This is a genomic window from Thalassomonas sp. RHCl1, assembly GCF_947387555.1.
Taxonomy (GTDB): Bacteria; Pseudomonadota; Gammaproteobacteria; order Enterobacterales; family Alteromonadaceae; genus Thalassomonas.
Genome location: NZ_CANDNZ010000001.1, coordinates 56,219 through 77,152 on the forward strand (window position 1 = coordinate 56,219; position 20,934 = coordinate 77,152).

Consider the following 20,934-nt stretch of genomic DNA (forward strand, 5'->3'; position numbering starts at 1 on the left):
GTGATTCTGTTTCACTAAATATTTTGGGCATCTATAAAAATCTTGGAATTTATTGTAAATGGCTGATTTGATTAAGGGACTTGTTGTATATGGATAATGATCTAATAAATATTTGTTATGAAGGTTCATCCGGTGAATCAGATATACGAACATTGTATATCGAGAATATATTGTATTTTTCTCTAACAGATGTTTTTGTCGTTCTTAATAAAGAAAATAAGAGTATGGGAGAAAGCAACCCTACTAGATATATACCTAATTTGATAAAAAGTCAGATTAAAGATTTAGATTGTGATGAATATAAGCAATTACCTCATCCAGAACCTACACCTGGTTATACACATGAAATTTTTGTCACTCAGCCAGGCCTGAATAGAGTTATGGGTACTGATGACTCTCCAGCGGGGAGAAAATTTCAACGTTGGTTATATCATGATGTTGTTCCATCTTTAACTAAGCATGGAGTTTATCCGCCCCCATTAACACCTCAAGGTTCTGCATTATCGCAAATGGCAGAAATCATAGCCCAAAACTCTCGTGCTTTAGCTGATTCTATCGTTCGACAAGATAAATTAGAAAAAGAAGTAAATTCAGTTAAAGGTGAAATTTATAATGTTCAAGAGCGCGTAGGTAAGCTAGAGAACAATAACAGAGAAAATGAGTTTATTCTTACTGTTCGGAAGTGGTTTGATAAAGCTAACCTTGCCTTACCTACTTCAAAAGAGCTAGAAATCGTTAATTGGTGTGAGAATTTAAGTCTTCGACGGAATAAACCCAGAACGGCTTGCCCATCAGGTGAACGATTGAATGCCAAATTTTTCGAAGAAATAATACTTGAAGCCAAGTCATTAGTTGAAAGAGCTAGAAGTTAACAAGTTACTATAGTCATCAATTTGCTCACCTTACGCTGAACTACGAGCAGTAATTTATGGAAATGTTAGAACTCAAGGAGGCATATGAGTAATCTTCTTATTGGTAATGGATTATCGATATCTATTTCAAATAATTTTTCCTATTCATCTTTAAGAGGAAAAGTTGCAGGAGATTTATCTCCTGCGGTACAAAGATTATTTAACAAATTAGAAACTGATGACTTTGAGCATCTTTTAACAAAAATAAAAGATGCTCGAGAAATCATTGAGGCCATTACAGATGGGCAAGTATTAATAAGTCAATCTATTAGTGATGAAATTAAAGCAAAGTTAATTGAAGCTATCCAAACGATGAACCCTAGGGGTCCATCTGATCATGGACTTGATGTTAAATTGTTAAATGATGCTTTATGCCAATATAAGAATATATTCACAACTAATTATGATATTTATTTATATTGGGGTAGGCGTGATTCTAATAATAATTTCAATATTATTGATTACTTTTTCTCTAAGAATAAATTTGACCGTAACAATGTTGATAAAAGAGAGCGAAAAGCAATTCACTTTCTTCATGGGGCATTGTTTTTGTTTGAGCAAAATAATGAAGTTATAAAAATTAATAGAGGACCGTTTCCAACATTAGATCAAGCTATCCAACATAAAATTACTAATGAGAATAGTTACCCTTTGTTTATCTCCGAAGGTTCATCAGTAGAAAAGTTAGCTTCCATTCGGAAAAGCGAATATTTATCATTTTGCTATGATGGTTTACGGGCAATGGAAGGTTCACTTGATATTTATGGACATGGTTTAAATCCAGATGTTGATGGACATATTATTGATGCCATAAAAGATTCTAATATTACGCATGTAAGGTACTATCAGTATAATTTGGATCAAATGTCTTCAGGAGAAATTGAACATTTAACAGTAATTTTAAATAGGAAGCTGAATCGTAAGGTTGAAGTTATTGATACTAAAGATCATAGCTTATCTAAGTTAAGCATTCACAATGATTATTGAGCACGGCCAGTCTAGAACACCCATAAATTAGCGCTCTATTAGACATTGAGTAAAACAAATATTGAGAGGGCAGGTCTTGTTTCTTGTATACAGAAATTCTTCGTGCGCAACCCAAGACTTGGTCCTGCTTTGATTTAAAAGAATGATTAGGAAAGAACATGGATTTCTTCTCAGGTTTATTCAGTAAGAAAAATAAAAAACAAATAAAATTTTTAATTGAAAAGTTGACTCCATATTTATATCAGGAATGGCGCGAAATTGAGCCTAAGATAAAAGTGTTACTGAGAATAGCTCGTCCAAGTGCTGAAAAAAAACTAAAAGCTTTGAAGGTTGAAGTTAATAACGCAACTAAAAAAGTTGATCAGGATTTAAAAGACTCAGTAAATAGTTTTATTGTATTTATTGAAGAAGTCTTTGGTTGTGTTGGTTTTGTATTAGATAAAGTAGTTAATTCAAACAGTAAAGTACGTGATTTCATTCAAGGTGTTTCTAAGTCAGCAACAAGTTTTGAGAATGCTATTAATGATGAAATTAATAGCATTAAGTCTGAAAAAAGTATCCTATTTGATAAATTGTGCAAGTTTGAAAACTTATTAGAAAAAATTGATGCTAGTCCTGCCAATTATGATCCTGAAGTGATGAGCTACTCTAAGAGTGAACATTTTAGAGCTGAAATAATTAACAATTGTGCTAAGTCCAACTTTAGTGAAGAACGGCTATCTCGTATAGAAGAGATATTAGATTTACATTGTTTAGGATTTTATTATGGGAGTGTTGCGCTTCTATACTCACAAATTGAAGGGGTAATAACAGATACTTTGATTAGGACAGGGCATGCAAAAATAACACGAAATAATAAATTAACTCATATTGCTAGTAAGCAGACTTTTCCTGGTTTAAGTAAAAAGATGCAGTATACAGGTGATAATTTTGATTGTTTTGAAAAGATATTCAATAAGTTGACAGAAGTGAAGTTTTTAGATGGCAAGAAAGTCCGGTCAATTTCACAATCAAGAAATATTATTCTACACGGCAATTTTGTTAAGTTGCCTGATAAGCTTCATTCACTCTGTTTGCTATTAACTTTGTATGTGATTATTTTGAAAATAAGATTAATGCCTGATAATGAACTAATTGAGTCACAAACTGAAGGTAAAGAAGTAAAGAGAACAAGTTGATATAGCTGTTGAAATTACAGCGACAGGTACGCACACCCGTGGTTTAAAGACGCCAGCAGAGACTTCAACCGGTATAGCTCCTAAAATAATTGCTACAGGTTTGGCCCTGAGCGCAACCTTACTCATTGTTGCTACAATAGTGGAAGACTTCTTCACTGCGGGAGTTGGGGTTGCGGATGATCCCGTATCGTTTTCTGCCGCTGCTGCTTTGTATGCTCGCAGTGCCGCCTTATGGCAAGGAGCTGTGGTTACGGCTCAAAGGGCTTTATTACCGTCAATGACAACCATGAATGTATCTATTGTGCCTGCGGGAGCGAAGCTTTAGCTTTTTGAAAGCTAAAGCTTGCTTAAGAAACTTATGCCACTCATAAAGCTTAAAAGTAGTTGTTGGTTCTTTGTCGCTCTACTTCTTGCTGCATGCACGCCGCAAGAGGGGGTAGAAGAAATTCAAAGCCGGCTTACAGCAGAGCACGGTGTCATTATCAGGTCTGGTGAACCCGGCTCTTTTTATATCGCGCCTTACGGAGAAAAGGAGGCTAAATTACCCGTAGGTAAAATGTTTGCCGCCAACCCTTCTGCATTGCCTGAGTCATTAAGAGGTATTGAAGATGCACTAAGCCACTATCCAAAAGGTTTTGTTGCTTCTTTGATAAAGGCGATATTCATTTCCGGAGAACTCTGGTTTGATGGAAAACCGGCTGGCGGGACTTATCATCATTCGTGGATCATTGTTGCTTCAACAACCAACAAGAATAAAGAGTCAAATTACGAGGCGGCCTTATATGGCGTTCATCATGAGCTAAGTTCGTTTGTTCTGAACAAGCAACCAATAACGGGTATGGTCTGGGGAGAATTAATGCCGCAAGGTTGGAGTGCTGCTACCAGTTATGCCAAAGCGCTTGGAGTTAATTGGTCGGATGAACCTGATTACATCAACGGTTTTTTATCAAAGTACGCCGAAACCTCTGTTGAAAATGACTTTAATACTTACGCTGAATTTGCTTTTTCCAATCCCGGAGAGTTAGTGAAATTTGCCAATAGTTACCCTGTAGTTGCTAAAAAATTGCGTTTGTTTATTGATGCTTATAGCCGGATATCACCAGCGATGGCGGGAATTTTTGAACAAACATCTCTTATAGCGGCAGCCGCTGCGCCTGAGCCGTTTTCAAAAGTCGATTCAGTGCAAATAATGGCTATCCCTAAACCTACTGTGATTTATCAAGAAGATAAATCACAGTAGCACCAGTATTACGGTTAAATCCCAAAGTAAGGCAACTATAAATTAGCTTTTGGCTGTCCCGTGTGGTTTGTTATCTTGGGATTGTAAAGACTTACGGGTTTCGAGTGCTTCGGTGATTAGCCTCCGGGCAATCCAGGCGACACTTCTTTCATCCGCTAGGGCTAAAGCACGAAGCGCTTCACCCATCTCTGAATCCACCCTCACGGTTAGTACGTCAACTTTTTTCATGATGGGCGTTTATGTACGTTTTTAGCAAAGTCTATCGGCTCATCTTTGAGCCAATAGCTGTTGCGGTTAAAACCATAAACAGCGATGTTAACCAGGTCACTATCTCCTGCGAATGCAGCGGTGGTAGTTAATGGCGGTGGGTAGGGGAGCTTAAGGTACTCTTTTATAAAAAGGTTTGTTGAAAAAACTTTAGCTGAGTTTAACTCTGGCATATCATTATGTTTAGCCATGATGGATACTCCGAGTATCTATTTGGGTTAGCTATCTCTGGGTGTGTCCGCACTCAGGGGTAGCGCTAGTTGTTTATTCATTACTAAATTTTTGCTCTTGAAATACCTCCTTTGCTAGTAATTTCGCCACCATTTATATAGTAGAAAAAACTGGTTTAATCCATAGCTGAATAGGCTTTTTTTAGACTAATAATTACCTAGCGTGATGTACTGTAATAGTATGATTTTTATCATTAATGATAGTCCGTTATAGGGGCGGTTGAATATGGCTGGCTAAACTCTGTCGTTGCAGTGGCCGCTATATGGATTTTTTAATAAACGGGTGAATAAATTTGGCGGCAGTAATGATTTGATTATGGGAAAAATATTCTGTTATTAGGGTCTGAGCCATTTTTTACGTCTTTTCTTAAGGCGCCTTTATTTACAAGGGCTGTTTCCACCATTTAATTCTTTTTCTACAGCCTCTTTCGCTTCTTTTATATCAGTAAAAAAATCTTGTTGGTATTGAACAAATGCCAAATACTTCTTTCCCGAGATTAAATAAATTGCCGAAAATAAGAGCGATATATTGATAAAGCAAAATATTAAGGCTGCAGTAGAGTTTTGCAGAAATATGGCGGGCAAGCAGATAACGGTTAATGTTATCGAATAATATTTCAATACCTTAGCTCCAAGGAATGAACCTTTAATGACTCGAAAATTGGTAATACTGAAAAAAATCACCAAGGCGGCAAGCAAACTCAAACTCCACTGGGGAGATAATTTACAGTAAGAGTTGCTCATCACAGATACAGACATTCCGGTACCGATAATAAGCAGCATAGTAACTAACAGAAAAAGCCCTATATTTTTTCTCGGAGGCAGCAGGCTAACTATGTTATTGCTTTTATATTCTGTCATTATTGAGCTAACTCTTTGTAAATCCCTATGGCAAGTGAATTCATATTATCGGAAAAGGCACTAAGAACAGTGAGGGGCCGGTTGTGTTTCTTCTATGCCGAAGCAGCTAGTGCACAATTCAAGAGCTATTTTTGAGTCCTTATTCATTTTTAAAGGGAGCAATTAATAGCGTTGTTAATATTTGTTAACTTAATTATTAGCTTTACTCTTGGAAGAAGCCCATTGTATTTAGCAGCACCAATAATATTGTCGCAAGGCCTGTGAATACCCATAACCAGTAAAAAATTACGGCAAGTACTTGATCCAATTTTGTAGTATTTTTTAATAACAAAGTCGAATTAGCGTAAATTGAGGAAAGTGGACTCTTTTCCAGTTTCTTAGCCCAGCTTCTGGGCATTGCCAAGGCTTGTGCCGTATTCAGAATATCCCAGCCACTCATATATTCCAGTCCAAGGACATCTTTGGTTTTGGGATTTTTTCTGAGCTTTTTGACGGTTATCTGGCCAAAGAGCACGAAAAATATACCTGTGACTATTGCGAACAGGATCAATATGGCTACTATTATTGCTCTATCTGTCATATTGAAGTTACCCATTCCATTATTGTGTCGTATATGCTGCCGGCATCTTGCGTGACGATGTAATTAGCTCCCATTGATGCACCAGCAGCCGCACCGACAACTAAAGCGCCACCAATGACTAGCCCGACCCAGCCTATTGGCGTTGCCATCATTAATAAGCTTAGTGCCGATGAACCGCCATTAATTGCTAATGTGCCTGCAACTGCGCTAAGTGCAAATCCACTCGATTCAATAAACATCTGCCGGTGCCAGTTACCGCCAGTTTTATGTGTGTTGTGAATATTACCTACCCGGCTGGTAAAGTCGATCACAGCAAGACCGTTACCTAAAAATTTACTGTATTTGGCAAACTGAACTAACTCGCTGGCTTGTGCCTGGTTAGTAACATTAAGTTTGATGACATTGCGGCTGCTTCTGGCGATATTCTTTCCCCTGTCAAGGTTACTTAGCGCTGTACCTCGTCGTGATTTTACCTGGGCGGTGATGGAGTTCATTTCATGGTGAAACTTTGTTTGCATTTCTTTATAGGCGAAATCAACTTTTTGTTGGCTGGCCAGCCTATGGGGAGACTTGGCTTCCATGGCGTCTCGATACTGCATCAAGGCTTGTTGGTATTGTTCGACTGCTTTAAGAAAGCCATTCACGCGATTACCGTGCAAACTGGTGGCTGCCCCGACAGAGCCGACGCCAAACTCATGTAGTTTCTTTCTTAATTCAGTCAGGGCCAGTACATTGTCACTGCCCAGTGACAATGAAAGGTTGGCGAGATCCCTGGAAATATACATAGGGGCAAGTTGGTTCAGGGCGCTTAATCCGGCAGCTGGAGAACTTGGATTCCCGGAGGAAGCTGGCTCTAACAGGTAAGGGGTGTTGCTTATCGCATATTCCGGTGTATGGCCATGAATATCTCTGAGTTGATTAAGCTCGATACCGCATTGGTCTTTAAAATTGTGGCGGCTTAATAGTTGATTGGTGAGCACTATTTCACTCATTTAAAAATCCTTTTCAAGTTGAGTTGATATATAGGCGTTCGTTTTTTGTTCAGTATAGCCAAGGTCCGCTTTTGAACCTAGCCTTATTTTTTAATAGGTTTATATCAGCTAGCTTAAGTTTTGGCTGACGATTACCGGGTATTAATCTTCTATTACCAATAGATATTTCATCGGATAGATACAGCTATCATTTCTTATTGATAAGGCTTTCATTTTCTTTGATATTTATCTGCTTAGTATTTCTTGGGGCAGACTTGGTTTTTTAGCTGTTTAATACTTGTTCCTAACGGATGGTTTTCAACCAAAAACTGCGACCTAATGTCGCAATTATTAAGGTTTTCGAAATTTTCAGAAATTTCTGAAATAAAATGTATGCGTTCCCAAAACCTGGAGAAAAGTATGAAGTATTCTCAATTAGCGCATTCAATCTCAGTCGCCCTTATCTTATTAAGTACACAAGTTATTGCCGAAGATTCACCGTCGTGCGGTGAGGAAGTTTGCGATGAAATTATCGTTATCAGTGCCGAAGCCATGCAGTCACCTTTATCTACGGTTACCGACCCCAAGCAACCTCGTCAACCTTTACCTGCCTTTGACGGTTCCGGCTTTTTAAAAACCGTGCCGGGCTTTACCGTCACCCGTAAGGGCGGTTCCGGCGGCGATATCAGTTTACGCGGTTTGGGCGGTTCACGTATCAATATTGTCAATGACGGCAAACAAATGGGCGGTACTTGTGGTGGCCGTATGGATCCGCCAACCAACTATATTTCTCCTGAAACCTATGAAAAAGTCGTCATTATTAAAGGCCCGCAAACGGTAAAATACGGGCCGGTCGGCAGCGCCGGTACAGTGCTGTTTGAACGTGAACATTACGGACCGGAGAAAGGGGAAATTTCCGGTCGCGCCAGTCTGACTTTTGGTTCATTTGGCCGTAAAGATTACCTGATGGAATTAACTGCAGGCAGCACAGATTATTACTGGAGTCTGGATGCCAATGGCTCTAAAAGCGATGACTTTAAAGATGGCGAAGGCAGAAAAATGCAGTCGGAATATGACCGCCAGTCGGTCCATTCTGCCATCGGCTGGACACCGGATGAAGACAGCGTGATCGAGCTAAGTTACGGCTATTCAAGCGGTAGTGCCGAATATGCCGACCGCAGCAATAAGGCGAGAACCATAGATAATGAAAACGTTACCCTGCTCGCTAAAACCGCTGTTGATCATAACACCTTAAAAGCCGTCGAATTCCAGCTTTATGGCAATGAAAATGACCATATTATGGACAGCTTCGATCGTCCGGTAACCGATATTAATAACTTGCCAACCGGTGCTAATCCCCGCAGAACCAATGTCGGTGGCCACCTGTGGTTTGATATGGAACTTGCCGGTAACTGGTCGGCAATGGCAGGCATAGATTATTTAGACAGCGTGCAGGATATGCGTTTAGGTAAGAGCCTGGATGAGCTGAAGGCGTCTCAATATTCAGATATTTTCAGTAAGGAAAACCTGGGCATTTTTATGGAGTCCAATCATGACGTCGGCGACGGCACGCTATATTCAGGCCTGCGTTGGGATCAATGGCAAACCAAGCTACACAATGGCTGGGCAGCGCCCGATAAACAAAACGCCCGTGACCAAGACTTATTCAGTGCTTTTGCCCGCTATGAAGTAACTTATGGTGAGCATACCTGGATAGCCGGTCTTGGCCATGCAGAGCGCATTGCCGATTACTGGGAGGTGATGCGGGCAGCCAGAGTATTGTCGCTTGACCCTGAAATTACCGAGCAACTCGATCTCGGCTGGATGTATGAAGGGGATATTAAATTAACCGCGTCATTATTTTATGCCGATATCACAGATTATATTTTAATTGATATGCAAAGCATGCCTTATGCGCGCAATATCAACGCCACCTTATGGGGCGGAGAAGCAACGGCGGCGGTTGAATTACCATATGCGCTGCAATGGGTGACGACTCTTGCTTATAGCCGGGGTGAAAACGAAACCGATAATGTTGCCTTAGGGCAGGTATCGCCGTTGGAAGTCAAAATGGCCTTGAACTACGAAAGTGAAGACTGGATGCTGGGGGCTTTATGGCGTGTTGTTGATAAGCAAAGCAGGGTCGCAATTGGACAGGGCAATATTGTCAGCCAGGACCTGGGGGAAACGGCCGGTTTTGGCGTGGTTTCTGTCAATGGCGCCTGGCAGCTGAACAAAGAAATCAAAGCAAGCTTTGGCATAGATAACCTTTTTGATAAAAATTATGCCGAACATGTCAGTAAGTCCGGGGCCGGCAATGATTTACTGCTGCCACAAGAGCGCACCATGCAAGTGAATGAACCCGGCCGTAGTTTTTGGGTAAAACTTGATTATCAATTTTAGTCTTGGCTATTGGTTGTCAGATTAATGACGCAGGTGTTATGGTGCTGAACTTGCGACGTTAAGACAGCAGAAACTAATTTATCAACTTCAATAAAAATCTTGCGGAGGCAAGCTTTTTATTTTGCTACCTTTTTTGTTAACTTCCCGGAAAAGTTCTATTGTTAGCGGGCTTCTCATCAGTAAAACTCCTTCCATTGGCCTGCAATGTGCTTAATAAATCAACACGTCAAAATCATGGAAGTAGATTATGGACAATGTAGCCTTTTGCCTGCCCGCACAGAATATTTATCAGGATAATTACCAGCTTGCCATGGATCTGGGCATAGTGCCGGCAGCCGACAGTAAAACCAGTGTGACCCTTAAGGCGGCCAATTGTATGGACCTGCAGGTCATGAGCATAGATATGCCTGATACCGGGGTGCACCATAAGTCCGTCAGGGCTAGTTTAATGACACACTTGTTTGATATACAGGGGAATATTGCTAAAACTCCGGAAATGGTTGTCTTGATAGATGAAGTTAACGGTATTATTGAAGCCTACTCGTTAACACAGGGAGAGCAGGCTTTAACTGATGTGGTTTACGCTGAAAAATATCAGACACGGCTGAGTGAACTAAACCGGCAAAATAAGTTTTTAAACACCTGGCTGAAGAACCTGAAAGCCCAGGGGTATAGTGCCGGGCGCTTGAATGCTCATCGTTGGCGATGCGAACCTATGCCAATAGACTAGCGGGATAAAGCGGTCAATCGTTGGCGATGCGAACCTATGCCAATAGACTAGCGGGATAAAGCGGTCAATCGTTGCCGTTGCCGGGTAAATATATGCCGCTTAATCGCTAACCTTTTTCTGGCTTTTCCGGTTAAAAAGGTCAGCAATGGGTTGTTGTTAATAACCCATTGCTTGAGGGGGGCGTTATTGTCAGGGCGCTCATATGCCGCCCTGGTTATCTACAAAATCAGCCGTGATTTATTCTTATTCATACCTTAACGAATTGACCGGGTTTTTACGGGCAACCCTGGCAGCATTTCCTCCCACTGTGCTCCAGGCAATCAGCAGGGACAATATCCCGACCGCCAGGCAAATGGGCAATATCCACCAGCTGCTTATCCGGTAGGGGAAAGCTTCAAGCCAGGTGATCATGGCATAAGCGGCCAGCGGCCAGGCGATAAGGTTGGCCAGCAGTACCGGCTTGGAGAACTGCCAGATCAGCAAACGTACTATGTCGGCGACACTGGCCCCCATGACTTTCCTGATCCCTATTTCCCTTGTTCTGCGCTCTACCGTGAATGCCGACAAGCCATAAAGGCCCAGGCAGGCAACCGCGATGGCCAGGAAAGAGAATACCAGAAATAGCTGCGCCGTGGTGGCTTCATCCTGATACTGGGCGGCCATCATTTCACTTAAGAATTGCAGATTGATGGGCTGCATAGGGACGCTTTTTTTCCATACCTGTTCAATTTTAGTGATGAGGGCAGGCAGGTCGCGGGTGGTAAAAGACAGGTTGGCCACCCTGAAACGCGCCGGATTCATGGTATATACAGTAGCCCTGATCCCGAACTTGATCGATCGGAAGTAGAGATCCGGTACCACGCCGATAATGGTTAAATGTTGTGTGCCGCGGATCCGGCTTTCCAGGGTCTTGCCTATGGCCTGTTCCGGGCTGGTAAAGCCGAATTTTTTTAAGGCCGACATATTTAAAATAATGCTCCCCCTACCCGGGGTCGTTTCACCATGGGGTACCCGTTTGATGGTATCCGAGCCATAGGCCTGGTCAAACAGGCGTCCGGCAACGGGTGCCACCTGGTACGCTTCAAAAAAACCGTAATCCATATTATGGTAATTCAGCAGTACCTGTTCATTGGTGCCGCCATCGGGGGCTTGTTCCAACAGCCTGAAGTAATTGTTGTTTTCATCGTCCTGTGTCGGAGACTCGGAGGAATAGACCACAGAGGTAATTTCCGGCAGGTTCAGCAACTCCTGTTTTAAGCTGGCCAGGTTGTCACCGGCGTTGCTGGTATCGAGCACCAGCTTGTTGTGGCTTTGGTAACCAACATCGACATTGTTGGAAAAAACCGTTTGCCCGTACACCACCAGGGTAGCGACTACGAGTACGATCGAGGTGGCAAATTGAAACACCACCAGCAGGGTACGCAGTTTTACCGAGCTGGCGGGCTCTGCGCTTTTGCTGGATTTTAAAATATGGCCGGGCAGGAAGCGGGACAGGTACAGGGCTGGATAGATGCCTGCGCCCAGGCCAACGGCCAGGGCAATGGCCAGCAGGGATAACAACAGCTCGGGCTCTGCAAATAAGTTCAGGGCCAGGTCTTTGCCCAGGATCTGGTTATAAAACGGCAATACCAGTTCGACCGCGGCCACGGCAAAAATTAATGAGATAAACACCAGGGAAACGGCTTCGGCCAGAAATTGTATTGCCACTTGTTTTCGGCTTGCGCCGAGCACTTTTCTCATGGCGACTTCTTTGGCGCGTTTACCGGCTTTGGCGGTGGATAAGTTCATAAAGTTGATACAGGCAATCAGCAACACCAGGCCTGCCACCAGAATAAAGGTATTGATCATACCGGCATCCCCCATAGGGGTCAGGTCGGGCATGTTGCCGGCGTGGCGTTTGGCATGCAGGTGCAGATCGGCGACCGGCATGACCCGCTGGCGCACCAGGTCGGTGACTGTGCTGCCGCCGTTTTCCTCTCCCAGGCGGCTGGCAAACATGTCTTTTAACGGGCTTTCATTGTCCATCCAGTAGTTTATTCTTTGCTGCAACTGCTCTGGCTTAATCCCCGGCTTTAATTTGAAATAGGTATAGACATTTACGCTGGTCCAGGTGTGTAAGGTGCCGTCGTTTTCGGGGAATAAATTAGGCTGCAGATACACCAGCAACTCGGTATTGAGATGGGTATTATCGGGCAGGTCTTTTATTACCCCGGTGACCGGCAGGTTGATAGGGTTGCCGTTCATGCAGCAGATGGTTAAGGTTTCGCCGACGGCATCGGTTTTACCGAAGTACTTAATGGCCATGGCTTCTGTGATCACTAAATCCATGGGTTTGGCAAAAGACGAGTTTTTGTCGCCGTGGACAAAGGGCAGGTCAAACAGCTGGAAGAAGCTGCCGTCTACCATAGTGACTCGTTCGGGAAAACCGTCCTGGTTGTGGCGTATGGTCATGGGATACTGGATAAAGCGCACGCCGGTTTCTATTTCATTGCTGGCATAATCCCGGATCGCCGGCATCATGCTGCCGGCAGAGCGCACGGTTTCAAAGGGCTCCTGGCCGGGGATGGAATAGGCGGTGTGCATGCGCACCAGGCGATCATGATCGGTGAGCCAGGTATCAAAGCCGGTTTCCTGGCGTACGAACAATAAGATCAAAATACAGCTCATCAAGCCGGTGGCCAGGCCGAAAATATTGATCACGGAAAAGATGCCGTTGTTGATAATATTGCGCCAGGCGGTGATCAGGTAGTTATAAAACATAGCTGGGTCCTTGGAATAACTTTGTCGGTAAGCGCTTATGCCGCACGGACATTTTCGGTAACCACATGGCCGTCAAATAAGTTGATGGTGCGGCGGGCATAATCGGCATGGGCCGGGCTGTGGGTCACCATAACAATTGTGGTACCTTCGTTGTTCAGCGCCTGCAGCATTTCCATCACCTCCTGGCCGTGGGCGCTGTCGAGGTTACCTGTGGGCTCATCGGCCAGGATCATTGCCTGATCCCCCACCACGGCGCGGGCAACGGCTACCCGCTGCTGCTGACCGCCGGAGAGCTGGCTTGGCATATGTTTGGCGCGGTGGCCGATGCCAACCTTGTCCATCACTTTTTCTACTCGGGCTTTACGCTCCGCCGCCGGGATCTTGTGATAGAGCAGGGCCAGCTCGATGTTTTCCTGTACGCTGAGTTCGTCAATCAGGTTAAAGTTTTGAAAAATAAAACCGATATTTTTTTTGCGGATCTGTGACAGCTGGCTTTCGTTATAACCGGCAATATTTTCCCCGGCAAAGAAGTAGTCGCCGGAGGTCGGCGAGTCGAGCATGCCGATGGTATTGAGCAGGGTGGATTTGCCGCAGCCGGACGGCCCCATGATGGCGACAAATTCGCCTTTGGCGATTTCAATATTTACATTGTTCAGCGCCAGGGTTTCAACGTCATCGCTGCGGTAAATTCTTGATAAATTGTGTAGTTTTAACATGTTGTGTTCCTGTTGATTCTTTATTTGTCTGTTACGTTATTTTTTAATGTGTTTATGGCCGGTTGAGCTTAAGTCTTTGCATCTCCAGGTAGCTGGCATAGGAGCTGGTAACCACCTGCTCGCCGACATCCAGCCCTTCAATCACTTCGATAAAGCGGCTGTTGCGGCGGCCGAGACGGATATTGCGTTTAATGGCCTCGCTGCCGTCCGCTGTCAGTACGAAAATCCAGTTGCCGCCGGTATCCTGGAAGAAGGAGCCGTTGGGCACTAAGGTGGCCTTGCTGGCATCCCCCAGGGTCAGTTTAATTTGCACGTTTTGCCCGCGGCGGATATCGCCCGGCTGTTGCTCTACAAAGGTAAAGTCCACCTTGAACTGGCCGTTTTGCACCTGGGGGTAAATTTTCGCTATCACCAGGGCATAATCTTTAAAGCGGGCCTGCTGGCCGATGGCGACCCGGCCTAAGTAAAATTCGTCGATAAAGGCGGTGATCTTGTAATTATCCGGGGTATCGATTTGTCCCAGGCGTTCACCCCGGGCAATGCTCTGGCCCACCTGGATATTAAAGCCGGAAAGTTTACCGGCAACCGGGGCTTTGACTTTCATGTTTTCCAGGTTTTGCCGGGAAATGGCGAGGTTATGTTCGAGCCGGGCGCCGGTTTCTTTTAAAAACGCCAGTTGCTCCCCCTGCATTTTGGCGTCCGACTGCTGGCTTTCACGGGTTAAGGCCAGGCGGCTCTTGTACCAGTCAAGGGTGTCCGAGGTATCGTCGAATTGGGCCTGTTGTACTGCGCCGCTTTCGAGCAGGGCTTGCTCTTTTGCCTGCTGGCGGGTCAGCATTTTGATCTGGTAATTGATATCAAGCAGGTTGCTTTTGTGCTGCAGGCGGTTTTGCTCCAGATCTAATTCTATGGTGCGGATATTGTTCAGTTGCTCCGCCACTCTGGCTTCATTGCCGAGTACGTTTAATTGCAGTGAGGCGTTGGATAATTCAACGATTAATTCCCCTGCGTTTAAACGGGCGCCGTCTTCCACCAGGATACGCTCGACCCGGCCGCCTTCTATGGCATCTAAAAATACCGTTTGGGCTGGGGTTATCTGGCCCCTGACCGGAATAAAGTCTTCGAAAATGCCGGTGGTTACTTCGGAAATCACTATACGTTGGTTGTCGACCGCTAATGTTTTTCCCGGCGAGGGCATGATAAAAGTGTAAACCAGATAAAGCAGCACGAGCAGGCTGCCCGTGATGATGGCCCACTTTTTTAACGGGCGGGTTTGGGGTTGTACTTTTCGGTCCATGCCGCTCCCTGATACTGAAGCTGAAACCGGAGTTGATCCCGGCGTTGATAGGGCAACAGGGGCTTCCCTGTGGTTGGGATTAAATTGCTGGTTTGTCTTAGTCATAATAAAAAATGGCTGCTGTTATTTTTCACGATGCGTAATGTCTTGGCTACTTAAGTACAACATCTATACCAAGTTTTATCTTTATGTTTTTAAAGCGTTTTTAAATTTAACCAGCAAAAGGTTAATTTAAAACTGTACGTTTATGAACACTAGGTGTACGTTTATGAACACTAATACCTGTCTGGTAAAGCAAGTTAAGCGGAGAATTTGGGTGAAAAAAGAAGGCAAAATCCTGATTGTCGATGACGATGAAGATATTTTAACCGCGGGAAAATTATTACTGAAACGGTATTTTAGCCATGTCAGTACCTGTAATTTACCCGAGCATATTCCCGCCTTTATCAAAGATCAGCAGTTTGATGTTATTTTGCTGGATATGAATTTTGGTCCGGGGGAGAGTTCCGGCGCCCAGGGCTTCTACTGGCTTAAAAAAATATTAACCATCAACCCGCAAAGCATCATTATTATGATCACCGCCCATGGCGGCGTGGATGTGGCGGTTGAAGCGATGAAGTTAGGGGCCACCGACTTTATTGCCAAACCCTGGCAGAATGAAAAGGTGATTGCCACGGTATCAACCGCTGTATTGCTGGGCAGAAGCCGAAGTGAGGCGCAGCAATTACGCGAAGCCAACCAGGCGCTGGTGCAGGCAAGCAACCAGGCGGGGCAGCAAAATATCATCGGCCACTCCGGGGTTATGCAGCAGGTACATTCGCTGATAGAGCGCTGTGCGCCTACAGACGCCAATGTGCTGATATTGGGGGAAAACGGTACCGGCAAAGAGCTGGCGGCACGGGAAATTCATAACCGCAGCCTGCGCAGCAACCGCATCTTCATGTCGGTGGATCTCGGTGCTATTTCCGAAACCTTATTCGAGAGTGAATTGTTCGGCCATAAAAAAGGCGCCTTTACCGGCGCAGGCCATGACAGGGTCGGGCGATTAAAAGCAGCCGATGGCGGTACCTTGTTTCTCGATGAAATCGGCAATTTGCCGTTGCATTTACAGGCTAAACTGCTGACGGTTTTAGAGCAAAGGCAAGTGACGCCGATAGGTGCCAATGAGGCGGTTTCTTTTGATGTCAGAGTTGTTTCTGCTACTAATCTGGATAAAGCCATCTTGAAATCGCCGGAGCAGTTTCGCCAGGATCTCTTGTTCCGTTTAAACACCGTTGAAATAAACCTGCCGCCACTGAGAGAGCGCCCGGATGATATTGAGACGATAGCGCAATTTTATATCGATACCTATGGTAAAAAATATCATAAACCTCAGCAAAAGCTGAGCAACGATGCATTGCAGGCGATAAAAGCCTATGCCTGGCCCGGTAATATCCGTGAACTGCGTCATGCCATTGAGCGGGCGGTGATTTTAAGCCGGAGCGAGCTGTTGCAGGTGAGTGATTTTCAGCTTGAAGCCGTGCCTGCTCCGGCTGCCGCAGAAAAGGCGGTAGTGCAGGATAAGGCTGCCAGTGAAAGTTTTTCTGCTCCGCCTCAGGATGTGCCTGAAGAATTAAACCTGGAAGTGATAGAGAAACAGACCATTTCTCAGGCGCTGAAAAAGTACCGGTATAATATCAGCCACACGGCAAAAGCCCTGGGGTTAACCCGGGCTGCACTATATCGCAGGATGGAAAAGCATGATCTCTAAGACAACCCAGCGGCACCCCTTTGTTAACCGTGTATTGGCAGCAATAAAACCGGGCGATGCATGGCTCTTTATCACTCAAGGGATGGAAAAGCATGATCTCTAAGGCGAACCAGCTACACCCCTTTGTTAACCGTGTATTGGCAGCAATAAAGCCGGGCGATGCATGGCTCTTTATCACTCAAGGGATGGAAAAATATGGCTTTTAACAAGTTTCCCCTGTACGTCCTGAGCCGCATTCTGTTGATGATGCTGACCCTGGTGATGCTTACCCAAGTGCTCACAGCGCCGGGCTACCATGCCACCTGTGTATTACTGTCTGCACTGCTTATTGGCCAGCTTGTTGAGATGATCCGTTTTGTCTCCAAGACCAATACCGAGCTGGTGCGTTTTCTGGCCGCTGCCCGTAATGCAGATTTTTCCCAACGTTTTCAATTGTCAAAACAGGGCTGTGGTTTTGATGAGCTAGGTGAAACTTTTACCGGCATCTTGGACAAGTTACAGCTGGCGCGTGCCGGGCAGGAAGAAGAATTACGGCACATTAAAGCCGTGGTGGAGCATGTGCCTGTGCCGCTGATCAGCATCAAGGCCAATGAGCAGCTGACCCTGTGGAACAATAGCGCCCGGCGTTTATTCGGCGCCCATGCCATCACCCGGGTCAATGATTTGGCCCGCTTTGGCGGTGAATTCCCTGCAACGTTAATGTCAATGATCGCCGGGGAACGGCGGCTGGTTCATGTCACTATTGATGATATGGAACACAGGCTGAGCATAGTTGCCAGTGAAATTGTCACCGGTGGGCAGCGGGAAATTTTACTGAGTATGCAGGATATCCAAAGTGAATTGGATATCGCCCAGTTGCAGGCCTGGCAAGATCTGGTAAGGGTGTTGACCCATGAAATCATGAACAGCATCACCCCGGTGGCTTCGTTGGCGAAAACCGCGGTAGATTTGGCGGTGGATGTTAAAGCCAAGGTGCAGGGGGATAGTAGGGGCAGCAGGGGTGAGTCGGCTGAAGAAATCATCGAAGAAATTGATGATGTGCTGTCGGCGGTACAAACGGTTGCCCGGCGAAGTGAAGGTTTGATGCACTTTGTTTCCAGCTACCGGAAATTAACACGATTACCCGAGCCCAAGAAAAGCCATATCAAGCTGTTGACACTGTTTAGCCAGGTGCAGTTGCTGGCAAGTCGGGAGTGGCAGGACAAGGGCATTCTTTTAGCGACTAAGATCACACCTGCGGAACTGGACTTAGTGCTGGATGTTGATATGGCGGAGCAGATGCTGATCAACCTCTTGCAAAATGCCGAGCAGGCACTTGCAGGTGTTAATGAGCCGCAGGTGGCGCTGACGGCTTTCCTTAACGCCCGCGGCCATGTGGTGATTGAAGTCAGTGATAATGGCCCGGGAGTGGCCGATGACCTTGATGATAAGGTCTTTGTGCCTTTCTTTACCACCAAAAAAGAAGGCTCCGGCGTGGGGTTGGCGTTAACCAGGCAAATCATGATAGCGCATGGCGGTCATGTGGCCCTGCGCAGTAATGATCATGGTGGTGCGACTTTTACCCTGACGTTTTAATGTCCGTTTTTGACCGGGCCGGGTATTCGCTTGCGGCCCGGTTTAAAGCCTTAGCGGTTAATGGTGGGGACGGTTAACCCTTAGCCACCAGGTAAGATAGAGCAGAGCGGCTCCGAGCAGGGAGGCGCCCAAATCTATTTTACTCACTAGTATCTTGATGCCTGCCAGCTTAAAGCTGTCTCCCTGTTCCAGGTATTGCTCCAATAAACCGGTAGGCAGGGTGAGATAATCCGTCAGCAGTTGTGCGAAAAATGCCGATGACAAGCCAAAGTAGTTCACCACCAAAGCTTCAACCAACAAGATGATCACCAGGGGTAAAATCGCCCAGAGGAAAGGTGCTTTGTTGGCGACCATGGAAGCGAGCATCAACCAGGCATAAACCGGCAACAGCCATAAGGTGTAGGGCAGTAAACTCAGCCACAGGGAGCCCAGGTTGCTCAAGATGTCTGCATTGCCCCATAAATGCCACAGGGAAATATCGTAACCTACCGACATCACTACACTTGCCAGGGCAGCAATCAATAAAAATATCACCAGGGTAAGGCTTGCCGCCAGCATAAAAATGGCCGGTATCAGCAAGGCGCCGGTCATGAATTTAACCGCCACGGTTAAGCTGTCGGCTACCGGCAGGGAGCGCCAGAAATACACCGATAAGTCGCGGCGTTCATCGAAGAAACAGGTAATAAAGTAATAGATTTGTATCAGTGCGGCGGTGACGACAAAGGGGATAAACAAGGCTGTTATTATGCCAAAGAAAATTTTGTCCAGCTCGACATGGCTTGGTACCTGCTGTGCCTGTTGAAAGGTTTGTGCGATCCTGTTGAACTGATAATCTTCCAGCAGCAGAAATTGTATTGCCGGGGCAATGAATGCCAGCAGGGCAATAAATATCGGCAGGTACAGGAAGATCTTTTTAAATTCCCATATTTCTTTTTTAAAACAGGTTGTTATTTGTAAGGTGTTCATTAGCTGGCCTCCTTGCTCATGACGCCGACAAAAATATCTGCCAGGCTGGGAGTGGTGATATCGCCCAGGGGGGCTAACTCATTTTTTTTCTTGTGCTCGAATAACATAGAGGTCAATCCCATCAGCGGGTTGGCGAACAGGGGCTTTAAGGTTTTTGCCTGGTTCAGGTGTTCATCCGGCACCGCCAGTAATTGATAACGCCCGCGAATATCGTCTACGTCTGCCGACATGAGAATTTTTCCGTCCCGGATGAAGGCGACGTCGGTAAGAATATGTTCAACTTCCTCTATCTGGTGGGTGGTGACGATAATGCATTTATCTTCCTGATAGAAGTCTTCTAGCAAGTGGCGATAAAACTGGCGGCGGGTGAGCAGGTCCAGGCCCAGCGTCGGTTCATCAAGGATCAGCACCTTGGCATCTATTGCCAGTATCAGGGCAAGATGCAATTGGGTCACCATACCCTTGGATAAGGTTTTTATTTTTACCTTGTGCTCGATATTGGTTTTTGCCAAAAAGCTCTCGGCCTTTTTTCGGTTAAAGTTTTTATGGATACCTGCCATGTAAGTCAATGCCTGCTCTACCTTTAACCATTTAGGCAATACGGCGACATCAGCAATATAGGCGACATCTTCGAGCATTTTCCGGCGTTGTTTCTTCGGGTTATAACCGAGTACATCCAGCCGGCCGTCATAGTCGATTAAACCGAGTATGGCCTGCAGGCAAGTGGTTTTTCCTGCGCCGTTGGGGCCTACCAGGCCTAAAATCTGTCCGGCTTGCACGGTTAAATTGATATCCGAGAGGACTTGTTTGTTTTTATAGGATTTCGTTAATCCCGACAGGGAGATTAATTTAGTCATTGTTGTGCTCCGTGTTTTTTTCTGAACTTGGCGCCAGTAATTGTTCCGGGGATAATTTGAGGCGGCTGATTTGCTGTAAGATTTCCGGCCACTGCTGTGACAGGAAAGTTTCCCGTTCGCGCTTGAGCACAAACTCCAACACTCCCTGTTTCACAAACAGTCCCTTGCCCCGTTGTTTTTCAACGATCCCTTCGTCTTGCAACATTTGATACGCCTTAGAAATGGTCAGTGGATTTACCTGGTAGTCGGCGGCTACTTTCCTTACCGACGGCAGCGCCTCGCCTTCAAGAATATAACCGTCAAGGATACGGGTGATCACTTGTTGGTATAACTGGATGTAGATGGGCGTATCTGCATGCCATTGTGTCGTCATTGTTATCTTCCTAATATGAACAATAATTGAATGGTGTTATACATCACCAACACACCTGTTGTAAATAGCGAGTGCAATACGGAAACAGGGCAAATGTAAGAGAATATTGCTGAGAAAGCCTTTAACTGTGTTTGTTGATAGCAGCAAATGAAATGCTGTTTTGTAAGGGCTTTTATTGGTAAGTGCTGCCCGGAATAACTCCGCCTGAGGTTGCCGGTAATGATGTAGATTAAATAATCGCCAAGTTTTCTGTGCTTTTTAAGCAAAAATAAAACCTTAAGC

The 20,934-nt window shown here is 45.2% G+C and carries 18 protein-coding genes; 8 read left to right on the forward strand and 10 right to left on the reverse strand.

Annotation, left to right across the window (positions count from 1 at the left end; genetic code table 11):
• Positions 1 to 89 precede the first annotated feature (89 nt).
• The 4 genes from QL234_RS00215 (at position 90) to QL234_RS00230 (ending at position 4,316) form a co-directional block, all read left to right on the forward strand.
• Positions 90 to 872 (forward strand): BRO family protein, encoded by a 783-nt coding sequence (locus QL234_RS00215; protein WP_281555866.1) that lies wholly within the window; start codon positions 90 to 92, stop codon positions 870 to 872.
• An 84-nt stretch (positions 873 to 956) separates the two neighbouring features.
• A complete protein-coding gene (locus QL234_RS00220; RefSeq protein WP_281555867.1) occupies positions 957 to 1,898 on the forward strand; it encodes a DUF4917 family protein in 942 nt (313 codons plus the stop codon).
• A 158-nt stretch (positions 1,899 to 2,056) separates the two neighbouring features.
• Positions 2,057 to 3,076, forward strand: coding sequence for a hypothetical protein (locus tag QL234_RS00225; protein WP_281555868.1), 1,020 nt, complete (start codon positions 2,057 to 2,059; stop codon positions 3,074 to 3,076).
• A 358-nt stretch (positions 3,077 to 3,434) separates the two neighbouring features.
• Positions 3,435 to 4,316: a hypothetical protein gene (locus QL234_RS00230; RefSeq protein ID WP_281555869.1), complete on the forward strand. Its 882-nt coding sequence runs from the start codon at positions 3,435 to 3,437 to the stop codon at positions 4,314 to 4,316.
• A gap of 224 nt (positions 4,317 to 4,540) precedes the next feature.
• Here QL234_RS00230 and QL234_RS00235 read toward each other — a convergent pair whose 3' ends face one another.
• The 4 genes from QL234_RS00235 to QL234_RS00250 form a co-directional block, all read right to left on the reverse strand.
• Complete coding sequence (locus tag QL234_RS00235; protein ID WP_281555870.1) at positions 4,541 to 4,774, reverse strand: hypothetical protein; 234 nt, start codon at positions 4,772 to 4,774, stop codon at positions 4,541 to 4,543.
• Positions 4,775 to 5,191: 417 nt separating this feature from the next.
• Positions 5,192 to 5,674 (reverse strand): hypothetical protein, encoded by a 483-nt coding sequence (locus tag QL234_RS00240; RefSeq protein ID WP_281555871.1) that lies wholly within the window; start codon positions 5,672 to 5,674, stop codon positions 5,192 to 5,194.
• Positions 5,675 to 5,876: 202 nt separating this feature from the next.
• Positions 5,877 to 6,254: a hypothetical protein gene (locus QL234_RS00245; protein ID WP_281555872.1), complete on the reverse strand. Its 378-nt coding sequence runs from the start codon at positions 6,252 to 6,254 to the stop codon at positions 5,877 to 5,879.
• Positions 6,251 to 7,246: a hypothetical protein gene (locus QL234_RS00250; RefSeq protein WP_281555873.1), complete on the reverse strand. Its 996-nt coding sequence runs from the start codon at positions 7,244 to 7,246 to the stop codon at positions 6,251 to 6,253. Before QL234_RS00250 ends, QL234_RS00245 begins: the two co-directional genes overlap by 4 nt.
• A gap of 399 nt (positions 7,247 to 7,645) precedes the next feature.
• Here QL234_RS00250 and QL234_RS00255 point away from each other — a divergent pair, with 399 nt between their 5' ends.
• Both QL234_RS00255 and QL234_RS00260 read left to right on the forward strand, forming a co-directional pair.
• Entirely contained in the window at positions 7,646 to 9,628 is a 1,983-nt protein-coding gene (locus QL234_RS00255) for a TonB-dependent copper receptor (protein WP_281555874.1), read from the forward strand.
• A 247-nt stretch (positions 9,629 to 9,875) separates the two neighbouring features.
• The gene (locus tag QL234_RS00260) at positions 9,876 to 10,358 is read left to right on the forward strand and encodes a hypothetical protein (RefSeq protein ID WP_281555875.1); all 483 of its coding nucleotides are present in this window, start codon (positions 9,876 to 9,878) and stop codon (positions 10,356 to 10,358) included.
• 243 nt (positions 10,359 to 10,601) lie between these two features.
• Here QL234_RS00260 and QL234_RS00265 read toward each other — a convergent pair whose 3' ends face one another.
• From QL234_RS00265 to QL234_RS00275, 3 genes are read right to left on the reverse strand one after another with little or no spacing between them, the layout of a single operon-like run.
• Positions 10,602 to 13,118 (reverse strand): ABC transporter permease, encoded by a 2,517-nt coding sequence (locus QL234_RS00265; RefSeq protein WP_281555876.1) that lies wholly within the window; start codon positions 13,116 to 13,118, stop codon positions 10,602 to 10,604.
• Between the two features lie 35 nt (positions 13,119 to 13,153).
• Positions 13,154 to 13,834, reverse strand: a complete 681-nt coding sequence (locus QL234_RS00270) for an ABC transporter ATP-binding protein (protein WP_281555877.1) — start codon at positions 13,832 to 13,834, stop codon at positions 13,154 to 13,156.
• Between the two features lie 52 nt (positions 13,835 to 13,886).
• Positions 13,887 to 15,236, reverse strand: a complete 1,350-nt coding sequence (locus QL234_RS00275) for an HlyD family efflux transporter periplasmic adaptor subunit (RefSeq protein WP_281555878.1) — start codon at positions 15,234 to 15,236, stop codon at positions 13,887 to 13,889.
• Positions 15,237 to 15,399: 163 nt separating this feature from the next.
• Here QL234_RS00275 and QL234_RS00280 point away from each other — a divergent pair, with 163 nt between their 5' ends.
• Positions 15,400 to 16,881: a sigma-54 dependent transcriptional regulator gene (locus tag QL234_RS00280; protein ID WP_348650692.1), complete on the forward strand. Its 1,482-nt coding sequence runs from the start codon at positions 15,400 to 15,402 to the stop codon at positions 16,879 to 16,881.
• Between the two features lie 195 nt (positions 16,882 to 17,076).
• A complete protein-coding gene (locus tag QL234_RS00285; protein WP_281555879.1) occupies positions 17,077 to 18,456 on the forward strand; it encodes an ATP-binding protein in 1,380 nt (459 codons plus the stop codon).
• Between the two features lie 57 nt (positions 18,457 to 18,513).
• Here the strand turns inward: QL234_RS00285 and QL234_RS00290 are convergent, their stop codons facing one another.
• From QL234_RS00290 to QL234_RS00300, 3 genes are read right to left on the reverse strand one after another with little or no spacing between them, the layout of a single operon-like run.
• Complete coding sequence (locus QL234_RS00290; RefSeq protein ID WP_281555880.1) at positions 18,514 to 19,422, reverse strand: hypothetical protein; 909 nt, start codon at positions 19,420 to 19,422, stop codon at positions 18,514 to 18,516.
• Entirely contained in the window at positions 19,422 to 20,279 is an 858-nt protein-coding gene (locus QL234_RS00295) for an ABC transporter ATP-binding protein (protein WP_281555881.1), read from the reverse strand. Before QL234_RS00295 ends, QL234_RS00290 begins: the two co-directional genes overlap by 1 nt.
• Complete coding sequence (locus QL234_RS00300; RefSeq protein WP_281555882.1) at positions 20,272 to 20,652, reverse strand: GntR family transcriptional regulator; 381 nt, start codon at positions 20,650 to 20,652, stop codon at positions 20,272 to 20,274. The genes QL234_RS00295 and QL234_RS00300 overlap by 8 nt, the downstream gene beginning before the upstream one ends.
• Positions 20,653 to 20,934: the final 282 nt, after the last annotated feature.